Source organism: Enterobacteriaceae bacterium Kacie_13 (assembly GCA_013457415.1).
In the GTDB taxonomy this organism is placed as follows: Bacteria; Pseudomonadota; Gammaproteobacteria; order Enterobacterales; family Enterobacteriaceae; genus Rahnella.
Window position 1 is genome coordinate 322,318 of record CP045666.1, and the last position, 18,266, is coordinate 340,583.

At 53.8% G+C, this 18,266-nt stretch carries 14 protein-coding genes; 2 read left to right on the top strand and 12 right to left on the bottom strand.

The genetic code is table 11. The annotated features are described in order from the left end of the window. Positions 1-73 precede the first annotated feature (73 nt). Entirely contained in the window at positions 74-1,063 is a 990-nt protein-coding gene (locus tag GE278_22865; GenBank protein ID QLK63626.1) for an acyltransferase, read from the top strand. A gap of 232 nt (positions 1,064-1,295) precedes the next feature. Here the strand turns inward: GE278_22865 and GE278_22870 are convergent, their stop codons facing one another. Continuing rightward, positions 1,296-2,204 (bottom strand): LysR family transcriptional regulator, encoded by a 909-nt coding sequence (locus tag GE278_22870; protein ID QLK63627.1) that lies wholly within the window; start codon positions 2,202-2,204, stop codon positions 1,296-1,298. A gap of 156 nt (positions 2,205-2,360) precedes the next feature. Between GE278_22870 and GE278_22875 the strand changes: the two genes are divergently transcribed. Beyond that, positions 2,361-3,140, top strand: coding sequence for an SDR family oxidoreductase (locus tag GE278_22875; protein ID QLK63628.1), 780 nt, complete (start codon positions 2,361-2,363; stop codon positions 3,138-3,140). A gap of 323 nt (positions 3,141-3,463) precedes the next feature. Here the strand turns inward: GE278_22875 and GE278_22880 are convergent, their stop codons facing one another. The 11 genes from GE278_22880 to GE278_22930 form a co-directional block, all read right to left on the bottom strand. Beyond that, a complete protein-coding gene (locus GE278_22880) occupies positions 3,464-3,871 on the bottom strand; it encodes an SgcJ/EcaC family oxidoreductase (GenBank protein ID QLK63629.1) in 408 nt (135 codons plus the stop codon). Positions 3,872-3,947: 76 nt separating this feature from the next. Further along, the gene (gene treF, locus GE278_22885) at positions 3,948-5,603 is read right to left on the bottom strand and encodes an alpha,alpha-trehalase TreF (GenBank protein QLK63630.1); all 1,656 of its coding nucleotides are present in this window, start codon (positions 5,601-5,603) and stop codon (positions 3,948-3,950) included. A gap of 80 nt (positions 5,604-5,683) precedes the next feature. After that, on the bottom strand, positions 5,684-7,090 hold the full coding sequence (gene otsA / locus GE278_22890) for an alpha,alpha-trehalose-phosphate synthase (protein QLK63631.1): 1,407 nt from the start codon (positions 7,088-7,090) through the stop codon (positions 5,684-5,686). Further along, positions 7,087-7,908, bottom strand: coding sequence for a trehalose-phosphatase (gene otsB / locus GE278_22895; protein ID QLK63744.1), 822 nt, complete (start codon positions 7,906-7,908; stop codon positions 7,087-7,089). Before otsB ends, otsA begins: the two co-directional genes overlap by 4 nt. A gap of 195 nt (positions 7,909-8,103) precedes the next feature. Next, positions 8,104-8,469, bottom strand: coding sequence for a DUF2493 domain-containing protein (locus tag GE278_22900; GenBank protein QLK63632.1), 366 nt, complete (start codon positions 8,467-8,469; stop codon positions 8,104-8,106). Between the two features lie 30 nt (positions 8,470-8,499). Then, positions 8,500-10,146, bottom strand: a complete 1,647-nt coding sequence (locus GE278_22905; protein ID QLK63745.1) for a Na/Pi cotransporter family protein — start codon at positions 10,144-10,146, stop codon at positions 8,500-8,502. 131 nt (positions 10,147-10,277) lie between these two features. Further along, a complete protein-coding gene (mgtA, locus tag GE278_22910; protein ID QLK63633.1) occupies positions 10,278-12,992 on the bottom strand; it encodes a magnesium-translocating P-type ATPase in 2,715 nt (904 codons plus the stop codon). A 313-nt stretch (positions 12,993-13,305) separates the two neighbouring features. Beyond that, entirely contained in the window at positions 13,306-13,551 is a 246-nt protein-coding gene (locus GE278_22915; GenBank protein ID QLK63746.1) for a hypothetical protein, read from the bottom strand. A gap of 335 nt (positions 13,552-13,886) precedes the next feature. Next, a complete protein-coding gene (locus GE278_22920; GenBank protein ID QLK63747.1) occupies positions 13,887-15,095 on the bottom strand; it encodes a cellulase family glycosylhydrolase in 1,209 nt (402 codons plus the stop codon). Between the two features lie 194 nt (positions 15,096-15,289). Then, positions 15,290-15,970: a porin gene (locus GE278_22925; GenBank protein QLK63634.1), complete on the bottom strand. Its 681-nt coding sequence runs from the start codon at positions 15,968-15,970 to the stop codon at positions 15,290-15,292. Between the two features lie 75 nt (positions 15,971-16,045). Next, on the bottom strand, positions 16,046-18,214 hold the full coding sequence (locus tag GE278_22930; protein QLK63635.1) for a right-handed parallel beta-helix repeat-containing protein: 2,169 nt from the start codon (positions 18,212-18,214) through the stop codon (positions 16,046-16,048). Positions 18,215-18,266: the final 52 nt, after the last annotated feature.

Consider the following 18,266-nt stretch of genomic DNA (forward strand, 5'->3'; position numbering starts at 1 on the left):
ATTATAAAGTTATCAGCCCGCTTGCTGTAATACCAGCGTCAACAGATACCCTGAAAACGTCCGGAGAACAGCGATGCAAAACAATCAGTCAATCAAAGCGGCAGTGGTTCAGTTCCAGCATCAGGCAGGAGATAAGAAATATAACCTGCTGATGATGGAAAAATTTATCGGGCAGGCCGCCGTTGAAGGCGTGAAGATCCTCGCTTTTCCCGAAATGTGTATCACCGGCTACTGGCATGTGCCAAAGCTCAGCGCGGCGGGCGTTGAAGCGCTGGCTGAAGAGGTGGAAACGGGGCCATCGATAGCGCTTATCCGTGCGCTGGCGATGAAACATCAGATGATGATTGGTGCCGGATTAATTGAACGCGCTCCTGATGGACGGCTCTACAACGCCTACGTGGCCTGCATGCCCGACGGATCACTTCATACTCATCGCAAACTGCACGCCTTTGAGCATCCGGCAATCAGCAGCGGCGAGGGCTTTACGGTATTTGATACACCCTGGGGTGTGAAAGTCGGCATTCTGATCTGCTGGGATAATAATTTGGTGGAAAATGTGCGTGCTACCGCACTGCTCGGCGCGGATATCCTGCTGGCACCGCATCAGACCGGTGGCACGAATTCCCGCAGCCCGCACGGTATGAAACCGATCCCGCTGGAACTCTGGGAGCAACGCGCAGAACGCAAAGCAGAAATCACCGCCGCGTTTAAAGGCTCCAACGGACGCGAATGGCTAATGCGCTGGCTGCCTGCCCGCGCCCACGATAATGGTGTGTTTATTCTTTTCAGCAACGGCGTAGGCGCTGACGATGACGAAGTACGCACCGGCAACGCGATGATCCTTGACCCTTATGGTCGAATCGTCGAAGAAACCTGGGCCGCCGGTGATGCGATGGTGCGCGCCGTGTTGGATCTTTCGTTAATCCCGATGAGTACCGGCCGCCGCTGGATGTCAGGCCGCCGACCGGAGCTTTACCAGATCCTGACTGAACGTCAGGGATATGAACGCGATGCGATTACGGTACGGTTTTCTGAAGAATTGCCGGGCGTGAAAGAGGGCTAAAGAAAAGTGAAACAGGCTCCTGCGGGAGCCTGTAAGACCAGCGGTTACTGCTCAGTCAGCGTTCAGGACTACCTCAGCAACGGTAGCTTTTCTAACATGCTTTAAGATGAATACCGTCCTCAATGATTTTTTTTAATGCATTGCGAATAGCGATATCAGAAGAGATTCGGAAAAGGCCCCTCATCACAAGTTTGTTAAGAGGATCCTGAACATTTAAGGGCTGTAAGGAGCGCTATTTGATTCGCACTTCACTCAACATCCAGTCATGAAACGCTTTCACTTCCGGGCGCTTCAGTGATGAACTCGAACTCACCACATAATATGACCAGCTAATGGGCCAGCGGTTTTCCGGGAACAGCTGCACCAGGCGGCAAATATCCAGATCCTGCTGCACCAGGGCTTTGCGCACCAGCGCAACTCCCCGGCCACTTAGCGCCGCCTGAATCACCGCGGCGGTGGAATTGATGTGAAGACGCGTTTGCTGCACGCTTTCGAGCCCCACTTTTTGCAACACGTTTTCCCATGACGGGAAGTGAGCGCCGGGGTGCGGGGTATCGTCCTGAATCAGCTTTTGCTCAAATAACCATTGCGCATTCGCAGGCTCATTGGCGGGCAATGCGGAAGGGCTGCAAATCATCACCACTTCCTCATCCATCAACCAGTCGGCCACTAAGCCTTTCCAATGACCCGTTCCGCAGCGAATACCAATATCTGCTTCGCCATGGCTGAGATCGATAAGCCGGTCTGCCACATCCAGTCGCACGTCTATTAACTCATTATGTTCTGAAAATTTATTAAGACGCGGCATCAGCCAGTTCATCACCAATACTTGTGATGCAGTGACAACCAGCACCGATCGCGCTTTCCGGCCACGTAGTTTTTTTAGCCCGCTTTCGAGTTTATCCAGACCAACCGTAATGTCGTCGAGTGCATCCTGCGCTTCGTTAATCAACGTCAAACGTTCATTGCCCGAGCGGCTGCGTGTCAAAAGTGGATGCCCAACCCATTCTTCTAATGCCCGCACGAGTTGACCAACTGCCGCAGGCGTCACACCAAGTTCATTCGCAGCACCCGTATAGCTGCCGTGCCGTGAGGTAGCTTCAAAAGCCTGCAACCATTTCAGTCTGTTCAGGATACGCATCGAGTCTCTTTAAGTTAACGAGATAGTTTTTCTATCTCACGAGTGTAGTTCTTATGGGTCGTGGTCGTCGAGCAGAACGGGCATTCTGTTCTCATCGACAGGGAGACAAACTTATTTCCTGTATCAACTAACAAAGAATTTATTCTGGAGATAAACATGAGCAACGTATTCGCAGGTAAAAAACTTCTGGTTGTTGGCGGCACAAGCGGTATGGGGCTGGAAACAGCTCGTGTGGTTCTGGAACAAGGTGGCAACGTGGTGTTGATAGGTAATCGCCAGGAGAAGGCGGAAGAAGCACGTGTAGCGCTGGCACCGCTGGGCCAGGTTTCCACCCTCATCGCTGATTTGATGACGACCGATGGCATGAAGCATGTAATGGACGTAGTCAATGCCGAACACCGTGATATCGACCTGTTGGTGAATGCTGCCGGTGTGTTCTTCCCGAAACCTTTTGCCGAGCATGAAGAAGCTGATTACGACATGTATATGAGCATCAACCGCGCGACGTTCTTTATCACCCGCGATGTGGTGAAAAACATGCTGGCTTCGGGAATCAAAGGTTCCATCGTGAATATCGGTTCAATGTGGGCGCAACAGGCGATTGGTGCCACACCATCATCTGCTTATTCCATGGCCAAAGCCGGGCTGCACGCACTGACCAAAAACATGGCCATTGAGCTTGGCGGCAACGGAATTCGAGTGAATGCAGTGTCGCCAGCGGTAGTGCAGACGCCGATTTACGAAGGCTTTATTCCGAAAGAAGAAGTCCACGGTGTCATGGACAGCTTCAACAGTTTCCACCCAATTAACCGTGTTGGCACGCCGCGTGATATTGCGGAAACTGTGGCTTTCCTGCTGTCCGATAAAGCCGGTTGGGTGACGGGTGCGATTTGGGATATTGATGGCGGCGTGATGGCTGGCCGTAACTCGTATTGATGCCGATAGCGACAACAGGCTGTGAAGCTGCAGTCCTGTTGAGGCTCTGCTCACGCGCGACCACAGTAAAGGCCTGATAGTCATTCACATTTTTCCGGCGCATTGATAATCTGGAAAATAATCAATGCTAAATATACCAACCATTACATTATTACGGCGTTCGATTTAAAAATAACTGCTTCAATATAATGCTAGCCACAGGTGCCTTACGGGCATAACTCCTGCAGGAATCCATGATTTCAGCAGGCTGCGTGACGGCTCAATTCCGTCACGCAGTAACGTCACGCAGGTCATTTAACATCGCGACCAATCGTTTTCATTGCTTAAAGGCTCGCCGGGCTGTCGAGCAGATCCGTCCCGTAAGAGTTATCAATGGTACATACCCAGCGTCCGTCGGCTTCATGGCGAAATACATAAGTGGCGCGGCGTGACGTTGTCACGAAAACACCCTCTCCGTCCGGGTAATGCAATACGGTTTCCATAATGACCAGCGCATTGCCTGCGCCTTCGATGACCTGCATCTCACCCTGTTCAACGACCAGCTGCCCCTGAAAATAATCAGAGATCGCGACGAACGCTTTGCGGATATTTTCTTTGCCGGTAGCAGTCATGCCTGGCTTGACTACCAGCGCCGCGTCTTCGGCGTAGTACGTCATCAGCAGGTCAAAATCGCGCGCGGTGATTGCTTTGTCGCAGGCTTCGATGACCTGCCGTATTGGGTGTGTGGACATCTGAACGGTTCCTGTATGCCTGAGAAAGAAAGCCAGCCCCTGTTTTTATCAGAGGGACCGGCGTACAGACAAGCCGTTATTCATAATTCTCGCCATACAGCCCGATCAGCCTGCGCACGACGCCGTTAGTCCAGCCGAAGCCGTCCTGAAGCGGGTATTCGCCACCACCACCGCCGCGAGAGGCATCGCCGGAGATGTGATATTTCTCGATAAGCTTATGATGCTGCTGATAATACTGGTTCACCGTTCTCAGCCAGCTACAGGCAATCTGGTCGCCCAACGCGTCGTTGCCGTACAGCTTAAAGCCCTGAATCGCCATCCATTGAAGCGGTGCCCAGCCGTTGGGTTTATCCCACTGTTCGCCAGTGTCATATTCCGTCGCCATAATACCGCCTGGCGTGAGCAGGCGGTTTTGCACCGCCACCGCCAGCCGTTCAGCCTGCGCATGCGTAGCCAGTCCGACGTAAAGCGGTACAACGCTGGCGGCAGAGAACAGCGCCATTTGTTGCTGATGCCAGTCGTAATCGCGGAAGCAACCTTGTTCTTCATCCCACAGATATCGGTTGATAGCCTCACGGCGCAGATCGGCTTTTTCCCGGAACTGTGATGCGGTGACGTTGTCACCTTTCAGGCCGGAAATGTTGGAGATAGCGCTTTCCAGCTTGTAGAGGAACGCATTGAGATCCACCGGGATAAACTGCGTGGTGCGGATACTGGCGAGACGGTCGGCGTCACGCAGCCAGCGCGAGGAATAATCCCAGCCGGATTCTGCACCCGCACGTAAATCGCGGTACACCTCGTTGGCTGGACGGCTGGAAAGTTTGGCGGTTTCCACATCTTCACGCCAGGATTCATCGCGCGGTGTGTCACGGTCATCCCAATAACGGTTGAGCAGCGTACCGTCCGGCAGGCAGACCACGTGACGATAGGCCTGATTGGGCGTCAGTGATTCGGCACCGTCCATCCAGAAGTCATATTCCATCAGCAGGTGATCGAGATAGCGTTTTGCGCCGCGCACGCCGTCTTCCTCAAACAGTTCGACCATCAGCGCAAAGATCGGCGGCTGCGAGCGGCTGAGGTAATAGGTACGGTTGCCGTTCGGGATATGCCCGTAGATTTCGATCATCCATGCGAAGTTATCCGCCATGGTGCGCAGAAGATCGTTACGGCCACTTTCCGCCAGACCCAGCATGGTGAAGTAGGAATCCCAGTAGTAGGTCTCGCTGAAACGCCCGCCCGGCACGACATAAGCCTGCGGGAGCGGCAACAGTGAAGACCACGGCACGTGATCTTCCGGCTGGCGGGTCAGGACAGGCCAGAGCTTGTCGATGTGCTCTTTCAGCGAATCGCCCGGATCGGAGACATATTCATCACCGTGATGCGCAGGCAGCGAAAAGTGCGCGTCCACGAAACGTTGTAAATTAAAGCCGGGGTGATTTTTGATGCGGCGGTAACGCAGGAGAATGTCCAGCGGATCCATTTTTGGCGGGCAGTCAGGAAAAGTTTTGCTATCTTCAAACAGATGAGAGGACTGCACGGCTGTAAACAGTTCCAGATAACGGTCGGCGGGCGTTAACGCATCAGAATGCGGCAAGCCTTCGATCATCTCCGGCTCTGGCTCGGCGTCCATCATTCTTTCAAGAATCAGTTCAATGGGTTCAAGTTCAGTCAGGCGATCGTCTTCCACGTCGAACTCAGTCGGATCCTTCATCTGAATTTTTGTGTTTTCCATATGATACAAGCCTCTGTATTGCTGAAAGAGCGCAGCCCGGACTCAGGGCTGCGCCAGAAAGTGGAATGTGACGATGGTATTTACGCCACGGCGTCATGGCCGATGCTGTGGGTGGAGATGGCGTTCAGATCTTTCAGATAGGTATCGCCCCAGTTGGCGATATCGTTTTTATGCAGGACGTTCATCATGTCGTTGTAGCGCTCAATACGCTCTTCAAGCGGCATGGTCAGCGCTTTATCCAGCGCGGCGGCGACGTCATCACGGTCATACGGGTTAACGATAAGTGCCGCGGTCAGCTCATTAGCGGCACCGGCAAACTGAGAAAGTACCAGCACGCCCGGATCTTTCGGATCCTGCGCTGCCACATACTCTTTTGCCACCAGATTCATACCATCGCGCAGCGGCGTGACCAGCCCGACGTCGGTCAGGCGGAACAGTTTCATCAGCAAACTGCGCTGGAAATGCTGATTAAGATAAAACAACGGTGTCTGGTTCAGGCTGCCATATTTACCGTTGATGCGCCCGACTTCGGTTTCAAGCTGATGGCGCAAATCCTGATAAGCCTGGACATCACCGCGCGACGTCGGTGCGATTTGTGAATAACGCACTTTGCCGCGATGTTGCGGGAATTTCTCCAGCAGCGCTTCGAACGCCAGAAAACGCTCCGGCAGACCTTTGGTGTAATCCAGACGTTCACAGGAAATGATGTTCTGTGCTTCGCGCAGTTCCTGTTCCATCGCCGCCAGCTTGGAGGGCAGCGGCCCTTCAGCCATTTCTTTGATACTGTCCGGGGCGATGCTGATCGGGTAAACACCGGTGCTGAAGGTATTACCAAATGCCTGATGCATGTAGGTGCCGGTCGGCTGCAAGGTCGTCAGCTCGCCCAGATTATCCAGAAATGCCAGACGGTCGCCTTCGGTCTGGAAGCCCAGCAAATCGTACTGCGACATCATTTCCAGCAGCTCGTTATGGGGCGGTACGGCGTTGAAAATTTCGGGCGTCGGGAACGGAATATGCAGGAAGAAACCGATGCGGTTGGTTACGCCCAGTTTACGCAGTGACGCGGCAAAAGGCAGCAGATGATAATCGTGGATCCACAGAATATCGTCTGGTTTAAGCAGCGGCAGCAATCTTCTCGCCAGCAGATCATTCACCCGACAGTAGCCCTCCCAGGCCTCACGCTGGTAATCCACCAGATCGATGCGGTAATGAAGCGCTGGCCAGAGGACGGCGTTGGAGAACTGGCAATAATAGAGATCGTAATCATTCTGATTGAGCGGTACCGAGGCATAAGTAATGCCGTCGTCTTCCACCACGCTCATATCATCTTCTTCGCTCTCAGAGATTTCGCTGATTTCACCATTCCATCCAAACCACAGGCCGGAAGTGTTTTTCAGTGCATCAACAATACCCACGGCAAGGCCGCCGGCTGATTTGGTGCCATCAGGGATAGCAATACGGTTAGAGACAACAACGAGGCGACTCATAAACTGGACTCCTTTTCTTCTACATTTTTATTATTTAGGTGACGTTGTAACATCGCTTGTTCAAGCATTTGTTCAATCCAGACGTAAACATCGGTGACTTTCCCGAGCCGGTAGCGCGCATGGCTTGAACCCTCCCCGACTTTCACGGTGATACCGTGCAGAGCGTTGACGGCCTGAAACCCTTTCTCATCAGTCAGGTCATCGCCTACAAACACCGGCGTGCGGCCAGCAAACGGTGCCTGCTGCATAAATTCGGCGATGGCGGCACCTTTATCATTGCCGCGCGGTTTGATTTCGGCCACGCATTTCCCGCGCTGTAACATCAGCTGCGGAAACTTCGCTACGGCGGCTTCGGCCAGCGCTAACACTTGCTGCTGAAAATCTGCTGCCTGACGGTAATGCAATGCAAACGCCATCCCTTTGGCTTCGAGCAGCGTGCCCGGCATGTCGGCCATTTCCTTTTCGAGCATTTGCTGTAAAGGAACCGCTACCTCTTCAGGCAGGCTGACACGATGCAGATTACCTGCGCTGTCGCGCAGTTCCGCGCCGTGAACACCGGCAGCCGGGAAAACAAACGGCGTGGCAAGCTGATCCAGTTGCTCAATCGGGCGACCAGAAATCAGCGCCAGTGCACCGTTGCAGGCTGTTGACAGGGTTTGCAGATTATTACGGACGTTAACGGGGATACTGACGGCGTCCGGCTCGGGACAAATTTCTGCCAGCGTGCCATCGACATCGAAGAAGAAAGCATAATCCCCGCCGTGAATGGCGGGATTCGGGGGTGTTTCTGTCGTAGTATCCTGCGTGCTGTTGGTCAAATTGCTGTTCAAAATGATGCTCCTGTTTGTGAGGCTGAGCACAATCACAGGCTGTGCTTCTTGCTTTTACAATCGATTAACTATAGCCCCTAATAAAGGTCCTAAAGGGATTATCAGATTATTCCAGACAGGAGCGTTGCAGGTTTTCAGGAATGAAAGACAGCTTAACGCCTTTATTTCAGTGTAAAGCGCCCCCTAACGTGAGAAATCCATTTCCATCACTTTTATTCCCGCATGGCGCGCGAGTTTGATGCAATCTGCCGTATCCTCTCCGCCAGAAAATGCCAAAATCACATCCGGCTGGCTGTCTTCTATCATGAAAAGGTTACGGCGGATTTCTGCATATTTGCCGTGCAAAGCCCAGTTGGCGGGATATCTGACTACATGCACATCCGCTTCGCGCGCCCAGCGTTCTATCATCCCGCCAAGCGTCTGATGACCGCCGTGGATCAAAACCCGCAGCGGTTTTTTCTCTGACTGTTCTCTGGCAAATATTTCCAGCACCCGCTCAACTGTGCGGATATCGGCATAATATCGTCCGGCGCAAATGAGTACTCTCATCACTGAACTCCCTGATTTTTATTATTGTAATTACGCTTCAGCCAGCAGGCTGTCATCACTCAGACGGTCAATGACCGGATACGCCACGGCAGCAATGTGATGATGCACACGGCGGTAATCGCGCAGCACACGCTGGAAAATATCGCCGGATTCCGCCCAGGCATTTTTATCTTCACGCAGCTTTTTAAAATGCTCACGGCTGGCGGTGGCTTCAATCTGACGGATCACCTCTTTACGTCCCACCAGCTGATGCGCGGCAGACAGATCCTCACCGAGGAATGCGGTCACCGCCAGACGCAAGCTGGTCAGGATTTCCGCATGCAGCAGGCCAATGTTGTGTAATTCGAATTCGCTGAACAACTCACCCCGTTGCGCACGGCGTGTCGCCAGCTGCGCGAGACTGCTGGAGAGAATGTCTCCGGCGTGCTCAACGTTAATCACGAACATCAGGATCTCCTGCGCGCGGTCGGCGTCGGAATCGCTCAGTCCGTCCTGCCCCAGATCAGCCAGATAAGCGCGTATCGCCGCACTCAGACCATCAAGTGTATGATCCAGCTGACGGATCTCTGCCGCTGAACTCTTTTCAGGCGCGTGGAACAATGCACGCAGCCGGTCGAGCATAGTGTCCAGCATGTCAGCAGCACGCAATGATTCGCGTACTGAATTGGACAGCCCGATGTAGGCAATATCCAGCCCGGCTTCGTCGAGATACATCGGCATTCCGGCGTCACCGGCGCGTTCTTCTTCCGGTAAGATTCGCTCCAGCATGCGGGCCATCGGCGCGGTCAGTCCGATGAAGATTACCGCCAGCACCGCACTGAACGCCGTGTGAAATCCCACCACCAGCTGCGGCATAGTCAGCGTCAGCGGGTCGGCGAGCGAGCTGAGCAGCGGCATCATTGCCAGCGCCAGCACACAGCCTGCACCGCGGATCAGCAGATTACCTACCGGAAGACGTCGTGCTACGGCGGAACCGGCGTTGAGCACCGGCGGCAATGCGCCGCCGATATTCGCGCCCAGCACCAATACCATCGCAGTAACCGGCGTCATCACCCCGGTGGCAGCCAGCGAGGCAATCAGCAAAATCACCGCCACGCTCGAATGGCAAATCAGTGTCAGGACGATCGCCACCAGCAGCGCGATCAGCGTATCGCCTTCGAGCCCCTGCATCACGGCGTGGAAGACCGGCGTGGTTTCGATATGACCGAGCGTCGCCCCGAGCAGGCTGAGCGACATCAGCATCAGACCGAGACCAATCAGCGCACAACCGGCGCTTTCAAAACCGGAATGATCGCGGATTTTAAACACCACGAAGCCGCTCAGCACCAGCAGCGGGACAGCCATTTCGGTGTTGAAACTCATCAGTTGCACGACGAGCGTGGAACCCACGTTTGCACCGAGCATCACCGCCAGCGCGGGTGCGAGGCTCAGCGTACCGGCGGCGGTAAAAGAGGTCGCCATCAGGCTGACCGCCGTACTGCTTTGCAACAGGCCGGTGATGCCGACTCCGGCCAGCAGCGCCATCCAGCGGTTGGTCAGATGCCGCCCCATCCAGTTGCGCAGCGGTGTACCAAAACCGCGTTGCAGCGCGGTCGAAATCATATGGGAACCCCACAGCAGCAGCGCAATCGCGCCAGCCAGATGGATCAGCAGTGTGGTTCCGGATTGGGTGGTCATCGTCATTACAGTCATTGGATTGCTCCCCTTTTTCAGGGTTGTCGTTGTTATTACTTTCAGGCAAAAAGCTAACAGCTTAATAAAGAGTCAAAGCAGGTGCCGCAATAGGCTGCGGCACCTTGTTCAGCGGATCAGAACCACTGTTTGAAGCGACGGATATAGAACGTTTTCATCCCCTGCGCGACGCAGCAATACGCCAGCAGCGTACCGGCCAGCCAAGGGAAGTATTCCCACGGCAGCGCCTGCAGGCCGACAATCGGACCCAGCGGCGAGAACGGCACATAAATCCCGAACGCCATCACCAGCCCCGTCATCATCATCACCGGCCAGGCGGCGGTGCTCTGAATGAACGGAATTTTCTGGGTACGCAGCATATGCACCACCAGCGTCTGCGACAGCAAACCTTCCACGAACCAGCCAGACTGGAACAGCGTCTGCATGTGTTCGCTGTTGGCGCTGAACACGTACCACATCACCGCAAAAGTGGTCATATCGAAAATCGACGAGGTCGGCCCGATCCACACCATGAAACGGCCAATATTTTTGGCATCCCACTTACGCGGTTTTTTCAGGAACTCTTTGTCGATTTTGTCCCACGGCAGTGCCAGCTGGGAGATGTCATACATCAGGTTTTGCAGCAGCAGCTGAATGGCCAGCATCGGCAGGAACGGAATAAACGCACTGGCGACAAGCACCGAGAACACATTGCCGAAGTTAGAACTGGCGGTCATGTTCAGGTACTTCATGATATTGCCAAACGTCTCGCGCCCTTTCAGCACGCCCTCTTCCAGTACCATCAGGCTCTTTTCCAGCAGGATGATATCAGCCGATTCTTTGGCGATATCCGTGCCGCTGTCGACGGAAATCCCGACATCCGCATCACGCAACGCTGGCGCATCGTTGATGCCGTCGCCGAGAAAGCCAACCGTATGGCCGTTAGCCTGCAACGCTTTCAATACCCGCGATTTCTGCAACGGCGTCAGTTTGGCGAACACCGTGCGCTCTTCAACAAGTTGTTGCAGGGCCGCATCGTCCAGCCGTTCGATCTGTGGTCCAAGCACGGGTTCACCCGGCTCCAGTCCAACCTGACGACAAATTCGCATCGTCACTACCGCGTTATCGCCGGTCAGCACTTTTACCGCCACACCGATGTCGCGCAGCGCCGCAATCGCCGGACCGGCGGACTCTTTCGGCGGATCGAGGAAGGTCAGGAATCCGCTGATAATCAGATCGTGTTCATCGTCGGTGCCGTACTGTTTTCTGGCTTCTGTTTTTGGAATGTTGCGCGTCGCCACCACCAGCACGCGGAAACCGTCTTTGTTGTAGTCATTGGCCATCGCCAGCAGTGCTTCACGGCGGGAATCGTTCAGCTCGACCACTTTGCCGTTTTCCTGCATATGAGTGGAAATGCTCAGCATCTCTTCCACCGCGCCTTTACACACCAGCAGGTGATTTTGCTGTTTGTCCTTCACCACAATAGACAGACGACGGCGGATAAAATCGAACGGCATCTCATCCACTTTGCTGTAGCCCTGCGGTTTAACGAAGCCCGGCGTGTTGTCGGAGAAGTAGATAACGGCCTGATCCATCAGGTTTTTGATGCCACTCTGGTGATAGCTGTTCAGCCACGCCAGTTGCAGCACCGAGTCATTCTTCTGCCCGTGCGTGTCGATATGGTGCTCGAGAATAATTTTATCCTGCGTCAGCGTGCCGGTTTTATCGGTACACAGCACGTCCATTGCACCCAGGTTCTGGATAGCATTCAGACGCTTCACCACCACTTTGCGCTTCGCCATCGCCATCGCGCCTTTTGCCATATTGGCGCTGACGATCATCGGCAGCATTTCCGGCGTCAGGCCCACCGCGACCGCGACGGCAAATAACATCGCATCCCACCACTCGCCCTTCATGATGCCGTTGATCACGAACACCACCGGTACCATCACCAGCATGAAACGGATCAGCAGCCAGCTGACGCTGTTCACTCCGCGGTCAAACGCCGTCTGCGCACGTGTGCCTACAATGGCTTTCGCCAGCGAGCCAAAATAAGTCCGCGGGCCGGTGGCAACGACCACCGCCTGCGCCGTGCCGCTCACTACGTTGGTCCCCATGAAGCAGATATTCGGGATATCCAGCAGGTTTTCGTTTTCAGCTGCTACGTCGCTGGCGGATTTCTGCGCCACGTCACCGAGTGTGTCGTATTTCTCCACCGGCAAGGCTTCGCCGGTCAGCACGGCCTGACTGATGAACAGATCGCGTGACTCAATCAGCCGCACGTCCGCCGGGATCATATCCCCGGCATAGAGCTGCACGATGTCGCCGACCACCAGTTCACGCATCGGGATTTCGCGCAACTTGCCCGCTTGCCCGGCCGCATTACGGCGCAGCACGGTGGCGGTAGTGCGCACCATGGCTTTGAGCGCTTCGGCAGATTTCGCCGAGCGATGTTCCTGCCAGAAACGTACCAGTCCGCTGATGGCCACCATCGCACTGATGATGTACACCGACACCAGATCCGTTTCTTCACCTGCACGCAGCGGGAACCAGAAATCAGTGAAGAAGCTGATGACCGCCAATACTGTTAATACATAAATGAACGGGTTGTTGAACGCTTTCAGTAACTGGATCAATGCGTGAGGCGGCTTGTCGTGCGCTACTTCGTTATAACCTTGTTTCTCCAGACGCTGGGCGGCGCTGGATTCCGTAAGCCCTAGCCGGGTGGCGTTAACGTTAATCAGCGTCACGTCCACGCCGTTTTTGGCTTCCATCGCAGCACGCATGGAGAGCGCCTGCTTCTTTTTGTCCGGGTGTTTCGAGTCGAGCGTATTGTTGTTTTGTACAGTCATGGTGGTGCTCCTGTCGCCGGTCACGCGTCCGTTTTCGCTGGTCCGCTTTATTGCAGGCAGCCGAAAACATTCGCGTCAATTAAGCGATCGGTATTTATCAATTTTTTATGCACAGGACTTCCCGCCGTTTATTATTCCCCTTCAAAGAGGGAAAGATAAAATAAACGGTTTGAAATCGATTGTTTGTCTTTTATTTCGGCATGGCTTCGCCGTTCTGTTTATTATTTCAATCAGTGAGAAATAATTAAAAAGATGATGACGGTCCGGCGTCAATAAGGACAGTGTTCAGCGCGGCAAAATGCCACTGGCTGAATCAGGCGGGAGAAAACCGACTATGTGGTTCTTCGCTGTCAGAAACGATACAACGCTGTTCCAGCTGGCCGGTGACAGGACTGACACGCCAGGTGGTCACAGAGTGATTCATTCTGTTGATTTTAGAAGAAAAAATAGATGAGGGATCTTTCTTGCGGGCAGCCAGCGTCCTGTCGCGGGACGGGCGGACACGCAAAGTGGATGTCAGCGCTTTGACATCGGCAAAAAGGGAAAATTTGAACTTCATAACACACCTCAGGACCGTGACATTCAGGTTGAGGTGAGGTAACACAAGAGCATCAGGCTCTGGCGAGGCACACCCAAACGATGAAATGATCACAATCGATTTCATGTTTAATATTCCGGCGCACTATGTCAGCGTCGTCCGGTGAGTTACTAAATACTGTGTCCATTAGTCTCTTATGTATTAGTGGATAAAGGCCGCTACTTCCGGCTCGTGCAATTTACCCATACTGTATATTATTGTCAACCCGCTAAAGCAGTTTAAAATTGTTCGTTTATATTTGAGTGAGGTTTCATTGAAATATAAACGAACGTAAACAACCTTTTTATTTACCTGGACTATTTATTCCCGGCAAGACGACGGCTGATCGGTTCGAACTCCGGCGTTGCGTGGCGCTTCACCGTATCCGGTGTATTTTGCTCAATCGCCTGCCAGTAAGCCCAGGGTACTTTGCCCTTGCCCAGTTCGTAATCCATCGCATCCCAGCTGTCTTCGCGGAAACTGTAGAACGCCCAGTGCGCCTGATGCTTATCCAGCTCCGTTAGCACGTCCTCCAGATACTGGCGGCAATTATCCAGCATTCTCACACAGCCAAACTCACCGGCTACCATACGATTAGCAGGAATACCCTGCTGTTTCGCCCAGTCGAACGGCTGCTGAAGATAAGTGGCAACGCGTTTCGCATTCCACATTTCCGGTTTACCGTTGAAAGGTACATCACCCGGATAAGTGAAGGGTTTGACGCGCTTGATGTTCGGCCCGCTCGTCGCCTCATAAGGTTCATACATATGGAAACTGTAAAGAACGCGCTGATCGTCGAGCGCTTTCGGCCAATAGCTGAAACTGTCGGCGGCCGCATACCAGCCGCTGTCCACCATAATCGGCGTCAGCGGATCGACTTCGCGAATAGCGTTGATCAGCATCTGATAGAACGCAGGCAGGTCCCGCGCGCTGCCCTGGTGTTGCTGATACCAGTTTTGCATATCGGCTGGCGAAGCGTGTTCCTTCAACCCGCCCTTTTTCTCCGGCGCGGGTTCGTTGATCAGGTTATAAGCGGCAACGCCCGGCGTATCCTTCAGCGCTTTCGCCAGATCGCGCCAGAAATCCGCGCTCTCCCGCCAGTATTTTTTATCCTCCCAAAGACGGCCATCGAATTTATCACCGTTATTTTGCGACCAGCGCATACCCGGCAGCGACAGCGGCGTGATCACCACTTTCAGCCCGGCTGCGTGCGCTTTTTCAAGGGTGGCCTTAAGCGTAGCCAGATCTTGAGGCTCCAGCCCCTGATAATGGTCGGCGTCGCCCATCAGGAAATCACGTTTCGCAGGTTGCCATTTGTCATAAGACAGGCGCACCCAGCTCGCACCGTAGCCATGCAGTGCGGCGAAGTAAGCTGAATCTGGCGGCAGGCGGTTAAAACTGTTGCCGCCTTTTTCAGGCGTATTCCAGAAAGCGATTTCATCAGCAGCGCGAACAGCGCTTGTGGTTAATGCGCCCAGCAACAGCGCGGTGAAGGTCAGTTTTGCAGGTGAGATTTTTAGCGTCATAAATTCCGTTTCATCTGTCAGATGGGTGATTGGCATTAACGTCACCACTTATGTGAATGCGTCACACTAGCCAAATCGCGACAAAATAATACCCGGATGCGCCAAAAGTTTGAACGACCGCACGGACATAAACCTAAAAACGCCGGTAAGTGTGAACCGACCGGCGTGTCTGTCAGACAAGGAATACGGTAAAATTAGAAGTTGTACTGCACGCCAATACGGAATCTTGTCTGGCGTTCGTCGGTCGTTTTACGCACTGAAACATCGCCTATCTGCGCATACGGCGTCCATTGCTTATTAATGTTATACGCGACTTTTAAATCCTGTTCGTAATCCCATTTGTCATTATCGTATAACACCTGGTCACTGTGTTTATAAATATAGTTATATTCGAAACGCCAGTCGGCAAGGCGATACCCCAGCCAGATTTCACCACGGTTTGTTTTACGGTCTTCAGTGTTCTCTTTGGTATATCGGGTATATTCATAGCGATAGCGGGCATTAAAATAGATGCCGTTGTCAAAGGTATATCCGGCGGTTAAAAAAGGCTTGTAGATGCTATTATCCGAACTGGATTCCAGTGTAAAGCCCGGTTGCAGGAAGAACGCCGGTGTCACTTTATACTGATAGCTGATGGTGCTTTCAGTGCCGTTATCCACCAGATTATTAAAGGGTTTATTCTGATTGTCGCCGCCGGATTTCCACTTTGCTTCCAGCGAGAAACCAAAGCCGTTGGCAAAGCGGTGCGATACCATCGCCCGGTCTTTATGTTGCTTACTGTCGTCCAGCCATTCATGGCGAAGATCAATAGTGACAGCCTGACTACCGGCGCTGGCCAGCAGCAGACCGCAGAGCAGCAGTCTGTTATTTTTCATGTTGTAATAATCCCAGAGATATTGAATAGTGTTTTTATGTTTGTATTTAAGACTTCAGTCTTATTTTGACTTCATTTATTTCTTTGTAAGAAAATTTTGATAATTAAATGCACCCTCCGCAGTACGCGTGACAGGCTGCGGTAATGTCAGGGAACGATAATCTGATGGCTGTATTTCTTTTCCGGCGGTATTCACGCTTTTATGGCCGGTGTAGAAATAATTACTGGCATCAACATTGCCACTGACCGCGTCGTCATACCGACCTGCTGTGGTGCGCAGCGAAACGTTACCGTTAAACACGCCCTGCTTATCCGCAGTGGTATAAGGCGACGGGCGGAACAAGAAATTGAAGCGTTTGTTGTCCAGCGCGCGGTTGTCCTCAATCACCAGTGCACCCGGATTGAAATTGTCAGTAAAACCGTCCATGCCGTTTTCCACCGCCACGTTATGGCGGACGACGTGCGCGACCGGTAAGCCTTCGCCGCCGAGTTTGAACCCGTTACTCCCGTTGTGAACCGACAAACTGTTTTCGATAGTGACGCTGCCGTTCGGGCCGTCTTCGATCTTATTGAACAGATCGAAACCGTCGTCAACGTTGTCATGGGAATAGCAGTTCACCAGACGGTTGCCTTCGCCGACGCGCATTTTCACCGCAAAGCCGTCGGCGTTTTTGCGCCCCGGATCCTGATTTTCCCAGGATTCAGAATTGCTGATCAGATTATGGCTCGCCCACAGCGCGCGCCCGAGACCGTCCGGCGATGCCACCCAGATGCCGGTATCGTCAGCGTGATGTGCCTTCACGCGGTCAATGTGGTTATAACTTCCCGCAATGTGAAAGCTTTTCTGCGTGACGGTAATGCCCTGTACATTCCAGTAGCTCCCGTCCAGCGTCAGGCCGTTGAACACCACGTTGTCGCCCAGCGCTTTAAGGGTTTTCATCGCGTCTGCCGTGCCGCTGGCAGTGGCCGGGATCACACTGGCCGGATATTCGCCGTCCTCCAGTAAAAGCGTGCCGCCCGGTGCCAGCAGATTGACTGCGCTGGCGAAATCCAGCGGATGCGCACGAGAGCCGTCATTGCCCGCCGCACCCTGTGCTGAGACGTGCAATTCATCCGGATTGTTCACCAGCGCCATGCTGACCGGAAATTCCTGCGTCAGTGGACGGCCGTTTTCCGGCGTAAAGGTTACACGCAGTACTGATGAGGGCCGTTCGATGTGAAACGGCACGGCAACAACTTCTCCGCCGCGAACCGTTTGCTGACGCAGCAGCGGTTTGCCGCCCTGTTCAACCTGCAACTGGCCGTCACCGTTGGTGCGCAACTGGAAAATGCCATCGCGACGGGCGATCACCGGAGAGGACATCACTTCCATTCGCGGTTTAAGTGACGGCGTCACGTAGGGTGCGGAAGGTTGCGTATGCGCTTCGCTGAGCGTCAGTTTGGCGTGATTAACGGTAATGCTGGCATTGCGCGAGGCGAAGAATCCGACGTAATAACCCGTTTTATCGAGCAACGTGATGCGGTCAGCGCCTTCAGCGGTTTTCGTCGTCCACTGTTCGCTGCCCTGAGGCGCATACGCGACGTCAAAACCGCTGTCCGTGCGTGTCAGACGCAGGGAGAAATGGGCCGGGGTCGTCAGCGGATGATAAGTTTCGCGCGCAATGCCAATACCCGTATTTCCCCACGGTTGCTGTACGCCCTGTCTGGCGATCAGCGCAACCACGGGCGGTTTATCACCTGTCGCCATCACGCTGTTCATCACCATATTGGACGCCGCCGGTAATTCCTCGATGCCCGGTTTGGTCACCGGTTCACGCGGCGTACCGAGAATGTCGCGCACCAGCAAACCCGCCCCTTCCTGTCCCGCCGGTTTAGCGCCATTTTCCGGGCCAAACTGATTGAGCGTAATGTCGGCTTCCAGCTGGAAATTCACATCAGCCGGCAGGCGGGTGTAGAAATAGGTTAATCCGTCGTGGCTGTTGCCCACCTTTCCGCCACGGCTTTCCACCGTAAATGGCGTAGTTAGCGGAATGCCAGCGGCGGGAATGGGTTTTCCATCCGCCAGACGGGTTTCGTTCATACCGATTTTTTCCGGCAGCACGTTAGTCGCAAAATTGATATCGGTGGACTGGCCAAAGGTTATGCTGTGCCAGACCAGATTGTCGGTGGCAGGCAATGCGGCGGCCATGCCCTGTGCGTTTGCGCCGAGAGACAGCGCGACAATAAACAGGTGTCGTTCCCACATAGTCGTTCTCATCCTGAATGCGTAAGGCGTCGCTGGCCGGTTCTCCCGGCCA

What these genes read in the sequence shown, in the direction of transcription:
- treF (QLK63630.1), bottom strand. Translation starts at nt 5,603, where the DNA reads ATGGAAAACACAAAAATTCAGATGAAGGATCCGACTGAGTTCGACGTG.
- GE278_22900 (QLK63632.1), bottom strand. Translation starts at nt 8,469, where the DNA reads ATGAGAGTACTCATTTGCGCCGGACGATATTATGCCGATATCCGCACA.
- GE278_22920 (QLK63747.1), bottom strand. Translation starts at nt 15,095, where the DNA reads ATGACGCTAAAAATCTCACCTGCAAAACTGACCTTCACCGCGCTGTTG.
- GE278_22915 (QLK63746.1), bottom strand. Translation starts at nt 13,551, where the DNA reads ATGAAGTTCAAATTTTCCCTTTTTGCCGATGTCAAAGCGCTGACATCC.
- GE278_22930 (QLK63635.1), bottom strand. Translation starts at nt 18,214, where the DNA reads ATGTGGGAACGACACCTGTTTATTGTCGCGCTGTCTCTCGGCGCAAAC.
- GE278_22905 (QLK63745.1), bottom strand. Translation starts at nt 10,146, where the DNA reads ATGACCACCCAATCCGGAACCACACTGCTGATCCATCTGGCTGGCGCG.
- GE278_22875 (QLK63628.1), top strand. Translation starts at nt 2,361, where the DNA reads ATGAGCAACGTATTCGCAGGTAAAAAACTTCTGGTTGTTGGCGGCACA.
- otsA (QLK63631.1), bottom strand. Translation starts at nt 7,090, where the DNA reads ATGAGTCGCCTCGTTGTTGTCTCTAACCGTATTGCTATCCCTGATGGC.
- GE278_22925 (QLK63634.1), bottom strand. Translation starts at nt 15,970, where the DNA reads ATGAAAAATAACAGACTGCTGCTCTGCGGTCTGCTGCTGGCCAGCGCC.
- mgtA (QLK63633.1), bottom strand. Translation starts at nt 12,992, where the DNA reads ATGACTGTACAAAACAACAATACGCTCGACTCGAAACACCCGGACAAA.
- GE278_22880 (QLK63629.1), bottom strand. Translation starts at nt 3,871, where the DNA reads ATGTCCACACACCCAATACGGCAGGTCATCGAAGCCTGCGACAAAGCA.
- GE278_22870 (QLK63627.1), bottom strand. Translation starts at nt 2,204, where the DNA reads ATGCGTATCCTGAACAGACTGAAATGGTTGCAGGCTTTTGAAGCTACC.
- GE278_22865 (QLK63626.1), top strand. Translation starts at nt 74, where the DNA reads ATGCAAAACAATCAGTCAATCAAAGCGGCAGTGGTTCAGTTCCAGCAT.